At 62.5% G+C, this 18406-nt stretch carries 14 protein-coding genes and 5 tRNA genes; 5 read left to right on the forward strand and 14 right to left on the reverse strand.

The window, feature by feature from the left end:
* Positions 1-33: 33 nt before the first annotated feature.
* Entirely contained in the window at positions 34-3330 is a 3297-nt protein-coding gene (locus ABIE20_RS07295; RefSeq protein WP_429503979.1) for a PAS domain S-box protein, read from the forward strand.
* Between the two features lie 305 nt (positions 3331-3635).
* Here the strand turns inward: ABIE20_RS07295 and ABIE20_RS07300 are convergent, their stop codons facing one another.
* The 10 genes from ABIE20_RS07300 to gltX form a co-directional block, all read right to left on the reverse strand.
* Positions 3636-4082 (reverse strand): Hsp20 family protein, encoded by a 447-nt coding sequence (locus tag ABIE20_RS07300; protein WP_100782040.1) that lies wholly within the window; start codon positions 4080-4082, stop codon positions 3636-3638.
* Between the two features lie 115 nt (positions 4083-4197).
* Positions 4198-5157, reverse strand: coding sequence for a tRNA dihydrouridine synthase (locus tag ABIE20_RS07305; protein ID WP_429503982.1), 960 nt, complete (start codon positions 5155-5157; stop codon positions 4198-4200).
* A 49-nt stretch (positions 5158-5206) separates the two neighbouring features.
* A complete protein-coding gene (locus ABIE20_RS07310) occupies positions 5207-5647 on the reverse strand; it encodes an acyl-CoA thioesterase (RefSeq protein ID WP_429503984.1) in 441 nt (146 codons plus the stop codon).
* A 44-nt stretch (positions 5648-5691) separates the two neighbouring features.
* A complete protein-coding gene (locus ABIE20_RS07315) occupies positions 5692-6525 on the reverse strand; it encodes an alpha/beta fold hydrolase (protein WP_429503986.1) in 834 nt (277 codons plus the stop codon).
* Between the two features lie 28 nt (positions 6526-6553).
* Positions 6554-7093: a TetR/AcrR family transcriptional regulator gene (locus tag ABIE20_RS07320; RefSeq protein WP_045195130.1), complete on the reverse strand. Its 540-nt coding sequence runs from the start codon at positions 7091-7093 to the stop codon at positions 6554-6556.
* 179 nt (positions 7094-7272) lie between these two features.
* A tRNA-Glu gene (locus tag ABIE20_RS07325) sits at positions 7273-7348 on the reverse strand.
* Between the two features lie 44 nt (positions 7349-7392).
* Positions 7393-7468: transfer RNA gene (locus ABIE20_RS07330), tRNA-Ala, on the reverse strand.
* Positions 7469-7521: 53 nt separating this feature from the next.
* Positions 7522-7597, reverse strand: a tRNA-Glu gene (locus ABIE20_RS07335).
* A 79-nt stretch (positions 7598-7676) separates the two neighbouring features.
* Positions 7677-7752 (reverse strand) — tRNA-Ala (locus tag ABIE20_RS07340).
* Positions 7753-8055: 303 nt separating this feature from the next.
* Positions 8056-9537 (reverse strand): glutamate--tRNA ligase, encoded by a 1482-nt coding sequence (gene gltX, locus ABIE20_RS07345; RefSeq protein WP_045195132.1) that lies wholly within the window; start codon positions 9535-9537, stop codon positions 8056-8058.
* Positions 9538-9681: 144 nt separating this feature from the next.
* On the opposite strand from gltX, the gene ABIE20_RS07350 reads away from it, so the two are divergent.
* Both ABIE20_RS07350 and ABIE20_RS07355 read left to right on the forward strand, forming a co-directional pair.
* Positions 9682-10731 carry an HlyD family secretion protein gene (locus tag ABIE20_RS07350; protein ID WP_429503988.1) on the forward strand — a complete coding sequence of 350 codons (1050 nt, stop codon included), beginning with the start codon at positions 9682-9684 and terminating at the stop codon, positions 10729-10731.
* Positions 10721-12271 carry an MDR family MFS transporter gene (locus tag ABIE20_RS07355; RefSeq protein WP_429503990.1) on the forward strand — a complete coding sequence of 517 codons (1551 nt, stop codon included), beginning with the start codon at positions 10721-10723 and terminating at the stop codon, positions 12269-12271. Before ABIE20_RS07350 ends, ABIE20_RS07355 begins: the two co-directional genes overlap by 11 nt.
* Positions 12272-12356: 85 nt before the next feature.
* On the opposite strand, the gene uvrB is transcribed toward ABIE20_RS07355, so the two are convergent.
* Positions 12357-14372 carry an excinuclease ABC subunit UvrB gene (gene uvrB, locus ABIE20_RS07360; protein WP_429503991.1) on the reverse strand — a complete coding sequence of 672 codons (2016 nt, stop codon included), beginning with the start codon at positions 14370-14372 and terminating at the stop codon, positions 12357-12359.
* A 308-nt stretch (positions 14373-14680) separates the two neighbouring features.
* On the opposite strand from uvrB, the gene ABIE20_RS07365 reads away from it, so the two are divergent.
* Together ABIE20_RS07365 and ABIE20_RS07370 are read left to right on the forward strand one after the other, a co-directional pair.
* Positions 14681-15877 (forward strand): amino acid aminotransferase, encoded by a 1197-nt coding sequence (locus ABIE20_RS07365; protein ID WP_429503993.1) that lies wholly within the window; start codon positions 14681-14683, stop codon positions 15875-15877.
* Between the two features lie 63 nt (positions 15878-15940).
* Positions 15941-16016: transfer RNA gene (locus ABIE20_RS07370), tRNA-Asn, on the forward strand.
* Positions 16017-16134: 118 nt separating this feature from the next.
* Here the strand turns inward: ABIE20_RS07370 and ABIE20_RS07375 are convergent.
* The 3 genes from ABIE20_RS07375 to ABIE20_RS07385 form a co-directional block, all read right to left on the reverse strand.
* A complete protein-coding gene (locus ABIE20_RS07375) occupies positions 16135-16695 on the reverse strand; it encodes a DUF1285 domain-containing protein (protein WP_429503994.1) in 561 nt (186 codons plus the stop codon).
* Between the two features lie 10 nt (positions 16696-16705).
* Positions 16706-17311, reverse strand: a complete 606-nt coding sequence (locus ABIE20_RS07380) for a DUF4823 domain-containing protein (protein ID WP_429503996.1) — start codon at positions 17309-17311, stop codon at positions 16706-16708.
* 66 nt (positions 17312-17377) lie between these two features.
* Positions 17378-18346 (reverse strand): GTP 3',8-cyclase MoaA, encoded by a 969-nt coding sequence (locus ABIE20_RS07385; protein WP_429503998.1) that lies wholly within the window; start codon positions 18344-18346, stop codon positions 17378-17380.
* Between the last annotated feature and the right edge of the window lie 60 nt (positions 18347-18406).

Raw genomic sequence — 18406 nt, forward strand, 5'->3', positions numbered from 1 at the left:
AAGGACGCGTTATCTGCCAAAGGTCTGGTATCGATGCCCAAATCAGCAAACCGTTTTCCGCGCATGCCCCGAATTCATGCAGCGGACCCCCAGGAATCGGAGCAAACCTGGGAAAACGCCCCGCAGCTGTTGGCGGCGCTTAACGGCGCGCGCCTGGGTGCCTGGTTCTGGGATGTCGAGACCGGGCAGATCAGCTGGTCGCGCGGCACCCAGGCGTTGTTCGGCTTCGACCCGCACCAGCCGCTGCCCAATGACCTGGACTACCTGGAACTTGTGCCCATGGAAGACCGCGCCCGCGCCCTGCAGGCGTTTCATGCGGTGGTCAACGGCGAGCCGGTCGAACAGGCCCTGCGCCATCGCATCCGCTGGCCGGACGGCAGCCTGCACTGGCTGGAAATCAACGGCAGCATGACCAAGGACCGCAACGGCCGGCGGCAGATGGTCGGGGTGATCCGCGAGATCACCCGCCAGCGCGAACGGGAAGCGGCGCTGATCAACTCGGAAAAACGCTTTGCCACGCTCTTCCACCTGAGCCCCAACGTCATCCTCCTGACCCGCCGCGCCGACGGCATGATTTATGAAGTCAACCAGCACTTCGAGAACATCCTCGGCTGGCCGGGCCACCAGATCATCAACAAGAGCACCCTCGAGCTAGGCCTGTGGGTTCACCCCCAGCAGCGCCTGCAGGTGCTGGCGTCGACCAGCGGCACCAGCGGCCCGGTGACCCTTGAAGTGCAGTTTCGCGGCAGTAGCGGCGAAATTCACGACGGCCTCCTTTGTACCCAGAACATCGACCTGGAGGGCACCGCCTACCTGCTCAGCACCTTCGTCGACACCAGCGAGCGTAAACGCGCCGAACAGGCGCTCAAGGACAGCCAGGAACGCCTGGACCTGGCCCTGGACTCGGCACAACTGGGTACCTGGGACTGGCACATTCCCAGCGGCATGCTCTACGGCTCGGCGCGTGCGGCCGAACTGCACGGCCTTGAGCCAGTGCCGTTTCACGAATCCTTCGAGTCGTTTTTCGAAGGCGTGCCGGAAATGGAACGCAGCAGCATGCGCCAGGCCTACCGCAGCCTGCGCGAAGGTCCGGCCGGCAATTACCAGATCACCTACCGCATCCAGATGGAAGACGGCAGCTCACGCTTCATCGAAAGCCGCGCGCGCCTGTACCGCGACGAACAGGGCAACCCGCTGCGCATGGCCGGGACGTTGCTGGACATCACCGAACAGGTGGAGCGCGAGCAGCGCCTGACCAGCTCCGAAGAAAAGTTCGCCAGCCTGTTCCAGGCCAGCCCCGACCCGATCTGCGTGACCCGCCAGGACAGCGGCCAGTTCATCGAGATCAACCCGGCCTTTACCCAGGTGTTTGGCTGGAACGCCGACCAGGTACTGGGCAACACCGCCGAGCAGATCGGCCTGTGGGCCGAGTCGGCTGAACGTGCGCGGCGCATCGAACGGGTGATTCGCGACCAGGCCCTGAACAACGTCGCCGTGGTGGTCAACCACAAGGACGGGCAGCCGCTGACCTGCGTGATTTCCAGCCGCCTGATCAAGGTCGACAACCAGCCCTGCAGTGTCACCACCCTGCGCGACATCACCCAGCAGCAGCGCGCCGAAGCGGCGCTCAAGGCCAGCGAAGAGAAATTCGCCAAGGCCTTCCATTCAAGCCCCGACGCCATCACCATCACCGAGCGCGACAGCGGCCGCTACCTGGAGGTCAACGACGGTTTCTGCCGCCTGACCGGCTACAGCGCCGCTGAAGTGATCGGCCAGACCGTGCACGACATCGGCATCTGGGCCGACGACAAGCAGCGCGCCGCGCTGCTCAACGAATTCCACGACAAAGGCCGGGTGCATCACCGGGAAATGCTCGGGCGCAACAAGCGTGGCGACATTCTCACCGTCGAAGTGTCGATCGAGCCGATCAACCTCAACGAAACCGAGTGCCTGCTGCTCACCGCCCGCGATGTCAGTCAGCTGAAGAATGCCCAGGCGCAGATCCGCCACCTGGCCTACCACGACCCGCTGACCAACCTGCCCAACCGCGCCCTGTTAATGGACCGCCTGAGCCAGCAGATCGCCCTGCTCAAGCGCCACAACCTGCGTGGTGCCCTGCTGTTTCTCGACCTCGACCACTTCAAGCACATCAACGACTCCCTTGGCCATCCGGTTGGCGACACGGTGCTGAAGATCATCACCGCGCGCCTGGAAGCCAGCGTGCGCCTGGAAGACACCGTCGCGCGCCTGGGCGGTGACGAATTCGTAGTGCTGCTCAGCGGCCTGGAAGGCAGCCGCGAGGAAGTCACGGAAAAAGTCCGCGAACTGGCCGACACCCTGCGCGAGCTGCTGGCCGAGCCGATGTCGCTGGACGGCCAGCGCCTGCAGGTGACGCCGAGCATCGGCGTGGCGCTGATCCCCGACCACGGCTCGACCCCGGCCGACTTGCTCAAACGCGCCGACATCGCCCTGTACCGGGCCAAGGACTCCGGGCGCAACACCACGCAAATGTTCCACACCACCATGCAAAAGGCTGCCAGCGAACGCCTGCGCATGGAAAACGACCTGCGCCTGGCCCTGGCCCGCGGCGAACTGGCCCTGCACTTCCAGCCCCAGGTCGACGCCCGCGACAACCGCATCGTCGGCGCCGAAGTGCTGTTGCGCTGGCACCACCCGCAACTGGGCCAACAGCCGCCGGCGCAGTTCATCCAGGTGCTGGAAGAAAGCGGGCTGATCCTTGAAGTGGGTAGCTGGATCCTCGACGAAGCCTGCGACGCCTGTGCCGGAATGCTGCGCGACGGCCTGATCGACCCGAACGACTTCAGCCTGTGCGTGAACATCAGCCCGCGCCAGTTCCGCCAGAACGACTTCGTCGAACGGGTGATGCGCAGCCTTGACGACTACCGCCTGCCGCACAAGATCCTCAAGCTGGAAATCACCGAAGGCATCGTCATCCAGAACCTCGAAGACACCATCAGCAAAATGCGCGAGCTCAAGGCCTTTGGCGTGAGCTTTGCCATGGATGATTTCGGCACCGGCTACTCCTCGCTGACCTACCTCAAGCGCCTGCCGGTGGACGCCCTGAAGATCGACCAATCCTTCGTCCGCGACGCCCCGATAGACCCCAACGACGCCGAAATCGTCCGCGCCATCGTCGCCATGGCCCGCAGCCTGGACCTGGCGGTGATTGCCGAAGGGGTGGAACTGTCGGAGCAACTGGAGTTTCTTGAGCGGCTGGGCTGCCACCTGTACCAAGGCTACCTGCATAGCCGGCCGTTGCCGCTGGGGGAGTTTCGGGCGATGTTGCTTGAGGCGCCGGCGGGCTACTGAAGCAAACAAAGGAGCGCGATGGCCTCCTGCCGGACAAATCGCATCGCGGATCAAGCCAGCACAGGTTCAGAGTACACCGACCTACTGTGGGAGCCGGCCTTGCCGGCGATGAGGCCGGTGCAGCCAACCCATTCGCAACAGCCTGGATTACGAGCGCTGCGCACTCGATCGCTGGCAAGGCCAGCTCCTACAGGATTGTGTTCTCGATCTTGATCCCCCGTCCCTGACTCAGCACCACCCTCGCCAACGGATAATCACCAAAGACAAAAAGGGCACCCGAAGGTGCCCTCATTCACATCAACCAATCAATTCAGAGCTGGCTTGCTCTCACCATTGATCGGAATCCGCTTGGCCTTGGCCTCTTCCGGCACAATCCTCAGCAGATCAATGCTCAGCAGCCCGTTCGCCAGACCAGCCGCCTTGACCTCGATATGGTCAGCCAGCCGGAACGACAACTTGAACGCCCGTTGGGCGATGCCCTGATGCAGATAGGTAACGCTTTCAGCGTTGCTGTCACGCTTGCCGCCAGTCACGGTCAAGACGCCTTTTTCCACCTGCAGGTCCAGATCCTGCTCCTGGAAACCGGCCGCAGCAACGACGATTCGATAATGGTCATCGCCATGTTTTTCAACGTTGTAGGGAGGGTAGCTGCTACCCGCCTCGTTACGCGCCGCAGATTCGAACAGGTCATTGAAACGGTCGAAACCTACGGAATGACGGAACAGTGGAGCCAGAGAAAAAGCAGTAGTCATGATGCATCTCCTGAAAATCAGCGAGGTTATGTAGTAGCGCGACCCGACTTCGGCATCGCGTACTCCCTAGATAAGGACCCTCGCCTGCTTTTCAAGCAACCCTGCAAAAATTTTTTCAGGCCGCCTCGCTGACCGGTACACCAATCAACTGCCCGACCCGATCGCAGTCGGTTTCCCGGCGCAATTCGGTGAACAGCGCCACTGCCTCCGGGTAAGTGCGGGTGAGCATCGCCACCCATTGCTTCAAGCGCCCCGGCGCCTGGCGCGGGGTCATCTGCGCGCGGGCCTGGCCCCAGAAGTCCTGGATCAGTGGCAGCAAGCTCTGCCAGTCCATGGGCACGAACTCGACGCCATCGCGTTCGGCGGCAATCTGCCGGGCCAGGTCCGGGCGCGAAACCAGGCCACGCCCCAGCATGATGTCTTCAACGCCACTGACTTCGCGGCAGCGTCGCCAGTCTTCCAGAGTCCACACCTCGCCGTTGGCATACACCGGCACCTTGACTACATCCTGCACCCGCGCCACCCACTCCCAATGGGCCGGCGGCTTGTAGCCGTCGACCTTGGTCCGCGCGTGCACCACCAGTTGCTCGGCGCCGCCTTCGGCCAGGGCCCGGGCGCAGTCCAGGGCGCCGTCAGGGCTGTCGAAACCCAGGCGCATCTTGGCCGTGACCGGGATATGCGCCGGCACCGCGCGACGCACTTCACGCAAGATCGCGTGCAGCAGCTCCGGCTCCTTGAGCAGTACCGCTCCGCCCCGCGACTTGTTGACGGTCTTGGCCGGGCAACCAAAATTGAGGTCGATCACCGGCGCGCCTAGCTCACAGGCCAGCACCGCGTTTTCGGCCAGGCAAACCGGGTCGGAACCGAGCAATTGCACCCGCAACGGCACCCCGGCCGCAGTCCGGGCGCCCTGGCTCAGCTCCGGCGCGAGCTTTTCGAAGGTCGCCGCCGGCAGCAGGCGGTCGCAGACCCGAATGAACTCGGTGACACACCAGTCGATGCCGCCCACCTGGGTCAGTACGTCGCGAAGAATGTCGTCGACCAGCCCCTCCATCGGGGCCAGGGCAATTTGCATGGGTTGCATCTCGGCTGGAAAAGGCCGGCAGTCTAGCAAAATCCGCGGCTTACAGCGCTCCGGCCATCAGCGCCGGGCCATAGCCGTCGATAAACTCACCCGGCATGCGCTTGGGTCGCCCTGTGGATAACTCGATGCAGACGAAGGTGGTTTGCGCACGCAGCAAGGTGGTGCCGTCGCAGGGGCGGACCAGCTGGAAACGCCGGGTCATTTTCAGCCGTTGGTCCCAGTCGACGATCCAGGTTGCCAGTTGCAGCTCGTCGTCTTCATACGCAGCGGCCAGGTAGTCGATTTCGTGGCGGACCACCGCCATAGCCCGGTCCAGGCGCCGGTATTCGGCCAGGTCCAGGCCCAGGCGCTGGGAATGGCGCCAGGCGCAGCGCTCAAGCCAGGTGACGTAGACCGCGTTGTTGGCGTGGCCGAGGCCGTCGATGTCGTCGGCAGCGACCCGCAGGTCGATGATGAACGGTGTTGCCAGGTCCCAACTCATGCCCGCTCCAGATCCATGGTTAACGGGCAGAGTGTACCGGATGCTCAGGCCGATTGCCGTGCTGGTGAACTGCTGCGCTGCAGCAGCGCCAGCACCCCTTCGCGCAGCTGCGGGTCGGCCAGCACCCGCAGGTGGCCACCGTCGGGCAGGCGCAGCAGGCGGCTGTCGAACCAGGCACGGTGGATGGCAGCAGACTCGTCTACCGGTACCAACTGGTCGTCCTCGGCATGCACGATCAAGCCGGGCAGCTCCAGTTGGTAGCCGCTGACATCCAGGCGGGAAATCTGCACGCCGACATCGCGCTCGATCTGGCGAATGAACGCCGCCCGCGCCCGCGCCGGCATGCCCAGGTGACGAGCGAAACCGCGGATCACGCCAAGCAGTTGAGCTGGTGCGGCGATGCTCACCGCCACTTCGGCGCGCAGCCCCCACTGCAACGCCAGGAGCATGCTGGCGCCGCCCATGGAATGGCCAACCACGGCCTTGAGCGGCGGCAGCTCGGCGGCGGCTTCCAGCAAGGCACGGGCGAACAGCACCACGTTGGCTTCGTTGCCCGGCGAGCGACCATGGGCCGGACCTTCCAGGGCCACGGCGGTGTAACCGGCGTCGACCAGGCTTTCGATCAGGTGGGCAAACTGGGTCGGGCGCCCTTCCCAACCGTGCATCAACAGTACGGTCGGGCCCTGGCCCCAGCGCAGTGCCGAGAGGCCGAAACGCAAAGTAATGCGCTCGGCGCGGGCCAACAGCGGCAGCTCCCAGTCACGCGGCGGCCGGTTGCGCGGGGTCATGAAGGCGCGGCGCATCTTGCGTGCGATGTGTTCCGGCGCCAGATGCCCGAGGGTGCCGTTAACGCTACGAATCCAGCTCAAGGTATTCATCGCTTCACTCCGGTGGATATCGCGTAGTTCAGACAACCGCCGACTTGGCGGCGCGCAGGATGCGGTCAGACAACTCGTCAGTGCCCAGGGCCCGGGCCAGGGCCAGGCCACCGATCATCAGGGCCATGTCGGCGAGCACCTTGTCGGCCTCTTCCGGGCTGTCGGCGAGGTTGGCCATCATCAGTTCAATGTGTTCGGCCAGCACTTCGCGGAAGGCTTCCGGAAGGCGCGCCATTTCGCCCAGCGAGGTGGGCAGCGGGCAGGCACGCTCGGTGGCGTCGCGGTGCTTGCGCGACAGGTAGAAGGCGGCAACCAGGGCCCGGCGCTCCTCGCCGCTCATGTTCGGGTCGACTTCGGCGAGCAGCGCCCGACGCTCGCCCAGCAACTGGCGAAAGGCTTCGAGCATCAACGCGTCCTTGCTGTCGAAATGGGCGTAGAAGCCACCGACGGTCAGGCCGGCGGCGCCCATCACCTGATTGACGCTGGGCTCGGCCGGGCCATGCTGGATCAGCGCGCTGCAGGCGGCATCGAGAATCCGTTCGCGGGTCTTGGCCTTTTTGTCGTTCATGCTCGCCTCCTAAATATTATGGTTAGAATATTATTCTCATCATATTTTTTGGCAAGCAGAAAATGCAGCCGCTTGTCGCGTCAGGCAAAAAAGGCGTGAGGGGAAGTTTTTTTCGAGGCAAAAACAAAAGGCTCATTCAATAATCGAATGAGCCTTGAAATCCCACAAAGTGGGTAAAATGGCGTCCCCTAGGGGACTCGAACCCCTGTTACCGCCGTGAAAGGGCGGTGTCCTAGGCCACTAGACGAAGGGGACTTGTAACCTTCGTGCAGATCCGCTTTCACGAATCCTGGCAAAATTGGTGGAGCTAAGCGGGATCGAACCGCTGACCTCCTGCATGCCATGCAGGCGCTCTCCCAGCTGAGCTATAGCCCCAGATTTCTAGCCTCGCGGCCCAGCGACCTCTTTCGATGTCGCTTGTGTAAAACTGGCGTCCCCTAGGGGACTCGAACCCCTGTTACCGCCGTGAAAGGGCGGTGTCCTAGGCCACTAGACGAAGGGGACGAACCTTCTTACCTTACCAACCCGGTCGCTGGAACCCGGTTGATTTCGCAGTCAGTCTAGCTGACTGCGAATCGGAATTTGGTGGAGCTAAGCGGGATCGAACCGCTGACCTCCTGCATGCCATGCAGGCGCTCTCCCAGCTGAGCTATAGCCCCACAATGTCGCTTTGAACTTGAACCGCTTGGCTGGGTGCTTCGCGTTTCGTTTTCGTTCATCGCTGTGGACGGGGCGCATATTAAGATCGGATGGCGAACCTGTCAAATATATTTTCAACAAAATTCAAAAAAAATTTCCGAGATAACAAACACTTACCGCCCAGAACCGGAAAACACCCCGATTTTACTGGGGTGAAACCCCATGAGAGCCGGCCTTGCCGGCGATGCAGACACCGCGCAATCACGAGCACCGCGCTGATGCCATCGCCGGCAAGGCCGGCTCCCACAGGGGAAGGAAAGCAATCAGGCGATGGTGCCCAGGAGCTTTTCCCACTCTTTGTTTTCTTTCTTCGACACGCCACCGAGCAGGTCCAGGGCCTGGCGCAGGCGGTAGCGGGTCAGGTCCGGGCCGAGGATTTCCATGGCATCGAGCACCGAAACCGAGCTGGCCTGGCCGGTGATGGCGGCGAACATCAGCGGCATGGCATCACGCAGCTTCAGTTCCAGGGCTTCGACCACCGCCTGGATGCAAGCGGTGATCCGCTCTTTTTCCCATTGGCGCAGGCTTTCGAGCTTCCACAGGATCAGCTGGATCACCTGGCGTACCTGGTCGGCCGAGAGCTTTTTGCTTTCGAACAGCTTGGCATCGAGCTTGAGCGCACCTTCAAAGAAGAAGCCGCCCAGCGGCACGACCTGGCTGAAGGTCTCTACCCTGCCCTGCACGTGCGGCGCGATCTGCATCATGTAGTCGCTGTTGAATGCCCACTTCTGCAGGCGCGCAGCGAATTCCTCTACCGGCAGCTCGCGCAGCCACTGGCCGTTGAGCCACGACAGCTTCTCGATGTCGAAGATCGGCCCGCCGAGGGACACCCGCGACAGGTCGAAGTGCTCGACCATCTCGGCCAGGGAGAACTTCTCGCGCTCATCGGGCATCGACCAGCCCATGCGGCCCAGGTAGTTAAGCATGGCTTCGGGCATGAAGCCCATGCGCTCGTAGAAGGTTACCGAAGTCGGGTTCTTGCGCTTGGACAGCTTGCTCTTGTCCGGGTTGCGCAGCAGCGGCATGTAGCACAGGGTCGGTTGTTCCCAGCCGAAGTACTCGTACAGCTTGATCAGCTTGGGCGCCGACGGCAGCCATTCTTCGCCGCGCAGCACGTGGGTGATGCCCATCAGGTGGTCATCGACGACGTTGGCCAGGAAGTAGGTCGGCAGGCCGTCGGTCTTCATCAGCACCTGCATGTCCATGCGGTCCCACGGGATCTCGACGTCACCACGGAGCATGTCCGGGACCACGCAGACGCCTTCGCTCGGCACCTTCATGCGGATCACGTGCGGCTCGCCAGCGGCCAGGCGGCGCTGTACTTCTTCAGCCGACAGCAGCAAGGCGCGACCGTCGTAGCGCGGGGTTTCGCCGCGGGCCATCTGCTCGGCACGCATCTGGTCGAGCTCTTCGGCGGTGCAGAAGCACGGGAAGGCGTGACCGAGGTCGACCAGTTGCTGGGCGTACTGCTTGTAGATATCGCCCCGCTCGCTCTGCCGGTAAGGGCCATGCGGGCCGCCGACGTCCGGACCTTCGCTCCACTCGATGCCGAGCCAGCGCAGGGCGTCGAAGATCTGCTGTTCCGACTCGCGGGTCGAGCGCAGCTGGTCGGTATCTTCAATACGCAGGATGAACTCGCCGCCGTGCTGCTTGGCAAAGCAGTAGTTGAACAGGGCGATGTAAGCGGTGCCGACGTGGGGATCGCCAGTAGGCGAAGGCGCGATACGCGTGCGAACGGTGGTCATGGACAGTCTCGAACTAGAGATGAAACAAAGGCTGGATGTTAACAGGGAGCGGGCACCGGGCTCCAGCAATGGGCGCGATCGGCACTTGTAAGCACGGATGCAAACGCTGTTAAATTTGCTTACATTTTTTCAACGATCGTCCTCATGCCTGCCCAACTCAAGCGTCGCCTGCTCATTTTTCTTGCCCTTGTCCTGCTGATTGCCCTCGCCTTCCTGGCCCACTGGTACTTCAAGGGACGCTTCTATGAAAGCACCGACAACGCCTACGTGCAGGGCGAAATAACCCGGATTTCCAGCCAGCTGAGCGCGCGCATCGATCAAGTGCTGGTGCAGGACAACCAGCACGTGGCCAAGGGCGACCTGCTGGTGCGCCTTGAGCCCGAAGATTTTCGCCTGGCCGTAGAGCGTGCCCGCGCCGCCCTCGACACCCGCGAAGCCGAGCGCCTGCAAGCCGAAAGCCGGCTCACCCAGCAAGCCAGCCTGATTGCCGCCGGGCAAGCCCAGGTCGCGGCCAACCAGGCCACCCTCGGCCGTGCGCAACTGGACCTGAACCGCGCCGAAGCCCTGCGCAAACCGGGCTTTGTCTCGGAAGAACGGGTCACCACACTGTCGGCCGAGAACCATGTCGCCCGCTCCCAGGTGACCAAGGCCCAGGCCGACCTGCAAGGCCAGCGCCAGCAGGTCAATGCCCTGGCCGCCGAGATCAAGCGCCTCGATGCGCAGATCGTCAACGCCCGCGCCGACCTGGCCCAGGCCGAACTGAACCTGACCCGCAGCGAAATCCACGCACCGATCAGCGGCATCATCGGCCAGCGCGCCGCGCGCAATGGCCAGGTGGTTCAGGCCGGCGCCTACCTGCTGTCGATCGTCCCCGATGAAGACATCTGGATTCAGGCCAACTTCAAGGAAACCCAGATCGGCCACATGCAGCCCGGGCAAAAGGCTGAACTGCTGTTCGACAGCTACCCGGACACCCCGATCGAAGCCCGGGTCGACAGCCTGTTCGCCGCCTCCGGCGCGCAGTTCAGCCTGCTGCCGCCCGACAACGCCACCGGCAACTTCACCAAGGTGGTGCAGCGCATTCCGGTAAAACTGACCTTCGCCGCCAACAACCCGCTGCACGGCAAGATCCGCCCGGGCATGTCGGTAACCGCCACCGTTGATATCCGCGACAACGCCGACCATGGCCGGTGACCAGTTGATCCGTCCCGCCGGCGAACCCAGCCGGCGCGACTGGATCGCGGTAATGAGCGTGATGCTCGGCGCCTTCATGGCGGTGCTGGACATCCAGATCACCAACTCCTCGCTCAAGGACATCCAGGGCGCACTGTCGGCAACCCTGGAGGAAGGCTCGTGGATTTCCACCTCCTACCTGGTGGCCGAGATCATCATGATCCCGCTCACCGCCTGGCTGGTGCAGCTGCTCTCGGCGCGGCGTCTGGCGGTGTGGGTGTCATTGGGGTTTCTGGTTTCATCGCTGCTGTGCTCCATGGCCTGGAACCTTGAGAGCATGATCATCTTTCGCGCCATGCAGGGCTTTACCGGCGGCGCGCTGATCCCGCTGGCTTTCACCCTGACCCTGATCAAACTGCCGGAACACCACCGCGCCAAGGGCATGGCCATGTTTGCCATGACCGCCACCTTTGCCCCCTCGATCGGCCCGACCCTGGGCGGCTGGCTGACCGAGAACTGGGGCTGGGAGTACATCTTCTACATCAACATCCCGCCGGGGCTGATCATGATCGGCGGCCTGCTGTACGGCCTGGAGAAGAAAGAAGCTCACTGGGAACTGCTGAAAAGCACCGATTATGCCGGTATCGTCACGCTCGGCGTCGGCCTTGGCTGCCTGCAGGTGTTCCTCGAGGAAGGCCATCGCAAGGACTGGCTGGAATCGAGCCTGATCGTCAGCCTGGGCAGCATCGCCCTGCTCAGTCTGATCAGCTTTGTGATTCTGCAGTTTTCCAAACCTAACCCGCTGATCAACCTGCGCATCCTCGGCAATCGCAACTTCGGCCTGTCGAGCATCGCCAGCCTGGGCATGGGCGTGGGCTTGTACGGTTCGATCTACCTGCTGCCGCTGTACCTGGCGCAGATCCAGAACTACAACGCCTTGCAGATTGGCGAGGTGATCATGTGGATGGGCATTCCGCAGCTGTTCCTGATTCCGCTGGTGCCGCAACTGATGAAGGTGATTTCGCCGAAGATCCTCTGCACCCTGGGTTTTGGCCTGTTCGGCCTGGCCAGTTTCGGCTCCGGGGTGCTCAACCCGGACTTTGCCGGCGAGCAGTTCAACCATATCCAGATCATCCGCGCCCTCGGCCAACCGATGATCATGGTGACCATCTCGCTGATTGCCACCGCGTATATCCAGCCGCAGGACGCCGGCTCGGCCTCGAGCCTGTTCAACATCTTGCGCAACCTCGGCGGCGCCATCGGCATCGCCTTGCTGGCGACCTTGCTGGATGCGCGCACCAAGGTGTATTTCGATTACCTGCGCGAGTCCATCGTGCCAAGCAACCCGCAAGTCGCGGAGCGTCTGGTGCAACTGGCAGAGCGGCTGGGCAGCGATGCGGCGGCGCTGGGCAAGCTGAGTGAAATCACCCACCAGCAGGCGATGATCATGGCCTATAACGATGCCTTCCATTTTGTCGGCATCGGCTTGGCGATCAGCATGCTGGCGGTGGTGATGACGCGCAAATTGCCGCAGGGGTTGAAGGCGGGAGAAGCGCACTAATTGCGGCGCCTTATCGCGGGTCAAGTCGAGGCGTCGCACCGCCGCTCCCACAGGTATGGCAATCATAGGGCCAGCGATAGGGCCCTCAGGCGGTGATCATCCGCTCGCGCAACGCGGTAATCTCGTCGCGCAGCTGCGCCGCTGCCTCGAACTCCAGATCCCGCGCCAGCTGGTACATTTTCTCTTCCAGCTGCTTGATGCGCTTGGCGATCTCGCCCGGCGAGCGCAGTTCGGCTTCGTAACGGGCGCTCTCCTCTGCAGCCTTGGCCATGCCCTTGCGCTTCTTGCTGCGCGAGCCCGGCACGTTGGCGCCTTCCATGATGTCGGTGATGTCCTTGACCACGCCCTTGGGCACGATGCCGTTGGCGGCGTTGAAGGCAATCTGCTTGTCGCGGCGCCGCTCGGTCTCGCCAATCGCCCGCTGCATGGAGCCAGTCATGTTGTCGGCATAGAGGATTGCCCGACCATTGAGGTTGCGCGCCGCACGGCCAATGGTCTGGATCAGCGAGCGCTCGGAACGCAGGAAACCCTCCTTGTCGGCATCGAGAATCGCCACCAGCGATACCTCGGGCATGTCCAGGCCTTCACGCAGCAGGTTGATGCCCACGAGCACATCGAAGGTACCCAGGCGCAGGTCGCGGATGATCTCGACCCGCTCGACAGTGTCGATGTCGGAGTGCAGGTAGCGCACGCGCACGTCGTGGTCGGCCAGGTAGTCGGTGAGGTCCTCGGCCATGCGTTTGGTCAGGGTGGTGACCAGCACGCGCTCCTCTACCGCCACGCGCTTGCGGATTTCCGAAAGCAGATCGTCAACCTGGGTGGTGGCCGGGCGCACTTCGACCTGCGGATCGACCAGGCCGGTGGGGCGTACCACCTGCTCAACCACACGGCCGGCATGTTCGGCCTCGTAGTTGCCGGGGGTCGCCGATACGAAGATGGTCTGCGGGCTGACGTTTTCCCACTCGTCAAACCGCATCGGCCGGTTGTCCAGCGCCGAGGGCAGGCGAAAGCCGTACTCGACCAGGGTTTCCTTGCGCGAGCGGTCGCCCTTGTACATGGCGCCGACCTGCGGAACGCTGACGTGGGACTCGTCAATTACCAGCAGGGCGTCGTCCGGCAGGTAGTCGTAGAGGGTCGGTGGCGGCGCTCCGGCCGGACGTCCGGACAGGTAGCGCGAGTAGTTTTCGATGCCGTTGCAATAACCCAGTTCGAGGATCATCTCCAGGTCAAAGCGGGTGCGCTGCTCCAGACGCTGGGCCTCGACCAGCTTGTTGGCCTTGTGCAGGTACTCAAGGCGCTGGGCCAGTTCCTCCTTGATGCCGTCCACGGCCTCGAGCAGGGTCTCGCGCGGGGTTACGTAGTGGCTCTTGGGGTAGAAGGTGAAACGCGGCAGCTTGCGGATCACCTCGCCAGTCAGCGGATCGAAGGCGGCGATGTTTTCCACCTCGTCGTCGAACAGTTCGATACGGATGGCTTCCAGGTCCGATTCGGCCGGGAAGATGTCGATCACATCACCGCGCACGCGGAAAGTGGCGCGGGCGAAGTCCATCTCGTTGCGGGTGTACTGCAGGTCGGCCAGACGGCGCAGCAGTGCGCGCTGGTCGAGCTTGTCGCCGCGGTCCACGTGCAGGACCATCTTGAGGTAGGTTTCCGGGCTGCCCAGGCCATAGATGCAAGACACCGTGGTGACAATGATCGCATCACGGCGCTCCAGCAGCGCCTTGGTCGCCGACAGGCGCATCTGCTCGATATGGTCGTTGATCGAGGCGTCCTTCTCGATGAAGGTGTCCGAGGACGGCACGTAGGCTTCGGGCTGGTAGTAGTCGTAGTAGGAAACGAAGTACTCGACGGCGTTGTTCGGGAAGAATGACTTGAACTCGCCATACAGTTGCGCCGCCAGGGTCTTGTTCGGCGCCAGCACCAATGTCGGGCGCTGCACCTGGGCGATCACGTTGGCGATGCTGAAGGTCTTGCCCGAGCCGGTCACCCCGAGCAGGGTCTGGTGCGCAAGGCCCGCCTCGATTCCTTCGACCATCAGGCGAATGGCCTCGGGCTGGTCGCCGGCCGGCTGGAAACGGGTGACGAGCTGGAACTCGGACATGACAAACCTCTGTGTGATCGCGATGGTTTCATCGCTGGCGCGGGCAACTGTATTTATAGACAGTAGTTATACCGAATTAAGGCCCCTTAGCGCCAGTTTCAACTCAGTGTTGTGGGCATTTCTGACTATGGACCGGTCAAATCGACTAACGGTCGAAAAATATTCGGCCAAACAGCAGGAAAAGCTGCGACAGACTGTCGCCGTGACCGAGCGGTATCACTATACTGACTCCCCGTTTGTGCACCGCTCTAGTGCAAGCGACTGGAGCGTGCGACCTCTTCCACTCTCCATTCAGAGCCAAGGTAATAATGAGCCTGTTTTCCGCTGTCGAGCTGGCACCACGCGACCCCATTCTGGGCCTCAACGAAGCTTTCAACGCCGATACCCGTAGCAACAAGGTCAACCTGGGTGTAGGTGTTTACTGCAACGAAGAAGGGCGTATCCCACTGCTGCGTGCAGTGATCGAGGCCGAAACCCAGCGCGCTGCCCAGCACGCTTCCCGCGGTTACCTGCCGATCGACGGTATCGTCGCTTACGACCAGGCCGTGCAGAAGCTGCTGTTCGGTGCCGAGTCGCCACTGCTGAGCGCCGGTCGTGTGATCACCACCCAGGCCGTCGGCGGTACCGGCGCCCTGAAGATCGGTGCCGACTTCCTCAAGCAGCTGTCGCCAAACGCCGTCGTTGCCATCAGCGACCCGAGCTGGGAGAACCACCGCGCACTGTTCGAAACCGCCGGCTTCCCGGTACAGAACTACCGCTACTACGACGCCGCCACCCACGACGTCAACCGCAGCGGCATGCTCGAAGACCTCAACGCCCTGCCGTCCGGCTCGATCATTGTGCTGCACGCCTGCTGCCACAACCCGACCGGTGTCGACCTGACTCCAGAAGACTGGAAAAACGTCCTCGAAGTAGTCAAGGCCAAAGGCCACGTGCCGTTCCTCGACATGGCCTACCAGGGCTTTGGTGCCGGCATCACTGAAGACGCCGCCGCGGTACGCCTGTTCGCCGAGTCGGGCCTGAACTTCTTCGTCTCCAGCTCGTTCTCCAAATCCTTCTCGCTGTACGGCGAGCGCGTAGGCGCCCTGTCGATCGTCACCGAGTCCAAGGAAGAGGCCACGCGCGTGCTGTCGCAAGTCAAGCGCGTGATCCGCACCAACTACTCCAACCCGCCGACCCACGGCGCCACCATCGTCGCCACCGTGCTCAACAGCCCAGAGCTGCGCAAGATGTGGGAAGACGAGCTGGCCGAGATGCGCCAGCGCATCCACGGCATGCGCAAGCAGATGGTCGAGCTGCTGGCCGAGTACGGTGCCAAGCAGGACTTCAGCTTCGTCGGTCGCCAGTGCGGCATGTTCTCCTACTCCGGTCTGACCGTTGAGCAGGTCGCCCGCCTGAAGAACGAGTTCGGTATCTATGCTCTGGATACCGGTCGCATCTGCGTCGCCTCGCTGAACCAAAACAACATCCATGTGGTGACCAAGGCAATCGTCGAGGTTCTGTAAATTACTCAATTGCATAGGGGAGGCTTGACTTCCCCTTAGCAATCAGTAAGATACGCCACAGATTCCGCGATAGCTCAGTCGGTAGAGCAAATGACTGTTAATCATTGGGTCCCAGGTTCGAGTCCTGGTCGCGGAGCCAAACACCTGAAAACCTCCAGTTGCCCTGAGCACTGGAGGTTTTTTCGTTTCTGGCGCGATTAAATCGCGCACCCCGCCGGCAAAGCCCGGTCATCCCTCAGGGAAAACCGGGCGGGCGATCAGGTCCGGCCGATAGGATAGAAACAGCCACCACTCCAGACGCCCAGCCACTGCTGGCCATCGATCTGCCTGGGCACCGCCAGTTCGACCAACTGGTAGAAGACGTTGCGATGGATCAGCGCTTCGAGGTTGCTACGCATGTGCACGTACGGCGAAGGCTCCTGGGTCTGCGCGTCGATTTCAAAGCGCAGCGGATGCTCGGGGCCGGCCTCGACCTGGTCGTCGACATTGCTGGTAAAGCGCAGCAGTTGCTGCTCGCCCTCGCCCTGCACTTCAAGGCTGACCGCAACAAAGGGCGCGTCATCGACCTTGATGCCAACCTTCTCCACTGGCGTCACCAGGAAGTAGTCGTCACCGTCGCGGCGGATGATGGTCGAGAACAACCGCACCATCGGCTTGCGCCCGATCGGCGTGCCCAGGTAGTACCAGGTGCCGTCACGGGCGATGCGCATGTCGATGTCGCCGCAAAAATCCGGGTTCCACAGGTGCACGGGCGGCAGGCCCTTTTCTGCCTTGGGAATCTGCGCCAGCAGATCATTGGCCTTGCCGGTGTCTTGCATCACCCTCTCCTTAACGACTCATGCCCAACAGACTGCGAGCGTAATCCTCGAGCGGCGGCCGGAGCAAATCTTCCGGCTTGTTGTCGTGGAACGTCAGCAAACCGCCACGGCTTTTGATCCGTGCAGTGTCGATCAGATAACGGGTACTGGTTTCGATCAGCATCAGCTGAACCACACCGGTATCGATGCCCAGGCGATCCACCGCCTGCTCGTCGTACCACTCATCGCCATTGCCGATACGATCGTCGGTACGGGCAAAACGGGTGTACAGCAGATAATGGGCGCCGACTTCACGCGCCTCGACCAGCGCTTGCTCCAGGCCCAGTGGCGCCGGGGCGCGGCGCACCAGGGGAAAGTATTCGACAAAGCCTTTAAAGGCTTCCTCGGCCACGACGTTGGGGCGCGGATACGGGCCCTTGCCTGGCGGCACGAATGCACCCTGGCCAATGTAAATGAATGAATCAGGCTGCAGGCGCACCGACAGCGAACGACGGGTGTCGCTGTGATCGAGCAGACCGGCATCGCTCATGTGATAACGGGCACCCTCGCCCATATCGCTGACATTCATGCAGCCGCCCAGCGCCATCAGCGCCAGCAGCAAAACCAGGCTACGCATCTATCCTCCAGTGGCCGGTGACGGAAAACCGGCGAACAGCTGACAGATGCAGCTTTTGCGCCAGTCTTAGCCGCCGATGATCTTCATCACCGTCGCGCCGCCGGAAAACGCCACCGGCTGCTTGTCACCAAGGGCTTTTACCAGCAAGCCCTGCAGCGCCGGCAAGGCCTGATGACGCGGCTTGTCGAGCAGGTCGCCGATATAGTGGCGGTTGCTCGACGACAGGCAACCGTGCAGCCAGCCGGTAGACGACAGGCGCAAACGCGAACAGGTACGGCAGAACGGTACGCTCTCGTTGGCGATCACGCCAAAATAGCCCTGGCCCGGGATCTGATAGCGCAAGGCGGTGGCATCCACCGGCGCGTTGGCTTGCAAGTATTCAAACTGCTCGCCGATCAATTGCAGAAGGTGCTCAAGGCTGACGAACTGCTGCAAAAAGGCATTGCTGTCGCGGGCCAGATGCCCCATGCGCATCAACTCGATGAAGCGCAGCTCGTAGCCGTGGGCCAGGCAATACTCCAGCAGCGGCAGAACCTGGTCGAAGTTCTGCCCGCGCAACGGCACCATGTTGACCTTGATCTGCATGCCGGCGGCGCTGGCCTGGCTCATGCCGTCGAGCACGGAGGCCAGATCGCCGCCACGGGCAATGCGCCGGAAGGCGTCCGGGTCAAGGGTGTCGAGGGAAACATTGAGGCGACGGATACCCGCCGCGCGCAGCAACGGCAACTTGCGCGCCAGCAACTGACCATTGGTGGTCAGGCTGATTTCATCCAGCCCAAGGGTGGCAATGGAGTTGAGGAAGGTTTCCAGCTTCGGACTGACCAGCGGCTCGCCGCCGGTGACGCGCACCCGCTCGATGCCGGCGGCCTCGACCAAATAAGCCACGCCGCGGGCCATGGCCTCGGCCGAGAGCTCGTCCTGGGCCGCCACCAGACGCTTGCCGTCCGGCACACAATAGGTACAGGCGTAGTTGCAGGCAGCCGTGAGGCTGACACGCAAATTGCGAAAACGCCTGCCTTGGCGGTCGACGATCATGGGTGACTCCGGCATGGGTGAATCGGGCCTGCAAAACCTGACTCAAAAATCAGGTTTTTG

This window comes from Pseudomonas sp. 2835, assembly GCF_050435905.1.
Classification (GTDB): Bacteria; Pseudomonadota; Gammaproteobacteria; order Pseudomonadales; family Pseudomonadaceae; genus Aquipseudomonas.

Coding starts and splice junctions, on each gene's coding strand:
- ABIE20_RS07375 (WP_429503994.1), bottom strand. CDS start 16,695: ATGCAAGACACCGGCAAGGCCAATGATCTGCTGGCGCAGATTCCCAAG.
- ABIE20_RS07365 (WP_429503993.1), top strand. CDS start 14,681: ATGAGCCTGTTTTCCGCTGTCGAGCTGGCACCACGCGACCCCATTCTG.
- uvrB (WP_429503991.1), bottom strand. CDS start 14,372: ATGTCCGAGTTCCAGCTCGTCACCCGTTTCCAGCCGGCCGGCGACCAG.
- ABIE20_RS07385 (WP_429503998.1), bottom strand. CDS start 18,346: ATGATCGTCGACCGCCAAGGCAGGCGTTTTCGCAATTTGCGTGTCAGC.
- ABIE20_RS07315 (WP_429503986.1), bottom strand. CDS start 6,525: ATGAATACCTTGAGCTGGATTCGTAGCGTTAACGGCACCCTCGGGCAT.
- ABIE20_RS07380 (WP_429503996.1), bottom strand. CDS start 17,311: ATGCGTAGCCTGGTTTTGCTGCTGGCGCTGATGGCGCTGGGCGGCTGC.
- ABIE20_RS07320 (WP_045195130.1), bottom strand. CDS start 7,093: ATGAACGACAAAAAGGCCAAGACCCGCGAACGGATTCTCGATGCCGCC.
- ABIE20_RS07310 (WP_429503984.1), bottom strand. CDS start 5,647: ATGAGTTGGGACCTGGCAACACCGTTCATCATCGACCTGCGGGTCGCT.
- ABIE20_RS07350 (WP_429503988.1), top strand. CDS start 9,682: ATGCCTGCCCAACTCAAGCGTCGCCTGCTCATTTTTCTTGCCCTTGTC.
- gltX (WP_045195132.1), bottom strand. CDS start 9,537: ATGACCACCGTTCGCACGCGTATCGCGCCTTCGCCTACTGGCGATCCC.
- ABIE20_RS07355 (WP_429503990.1), top strand. CDS start 10,721: ATGGCCGGTGACCAGTTGATCCGTCCCGCCGGCGAACCCAGCCGGCGC.
- ABIE20_RS07300 (WP_100782040.1), bottom strand. CDS start 4,082: ATGACTACTGCTTTTTCTCTGGCTCCACTGTTCCGTCATTCCGTAGGT.
- ABIE20_RS07305 (WP_429503982.1), bottom strand. CDS start 5,157: ATGCAAATTGCCCTGGCCCCGATGGAGGGGCTGGTCGACGACATTCTT.
- ABIE20_RS07295 (WP_429503979.1), top strand. CDS start 34: ATGCCCAAATCAGCAAACCGTTTTCCGCGCATGCCCCGAATTCATGCA.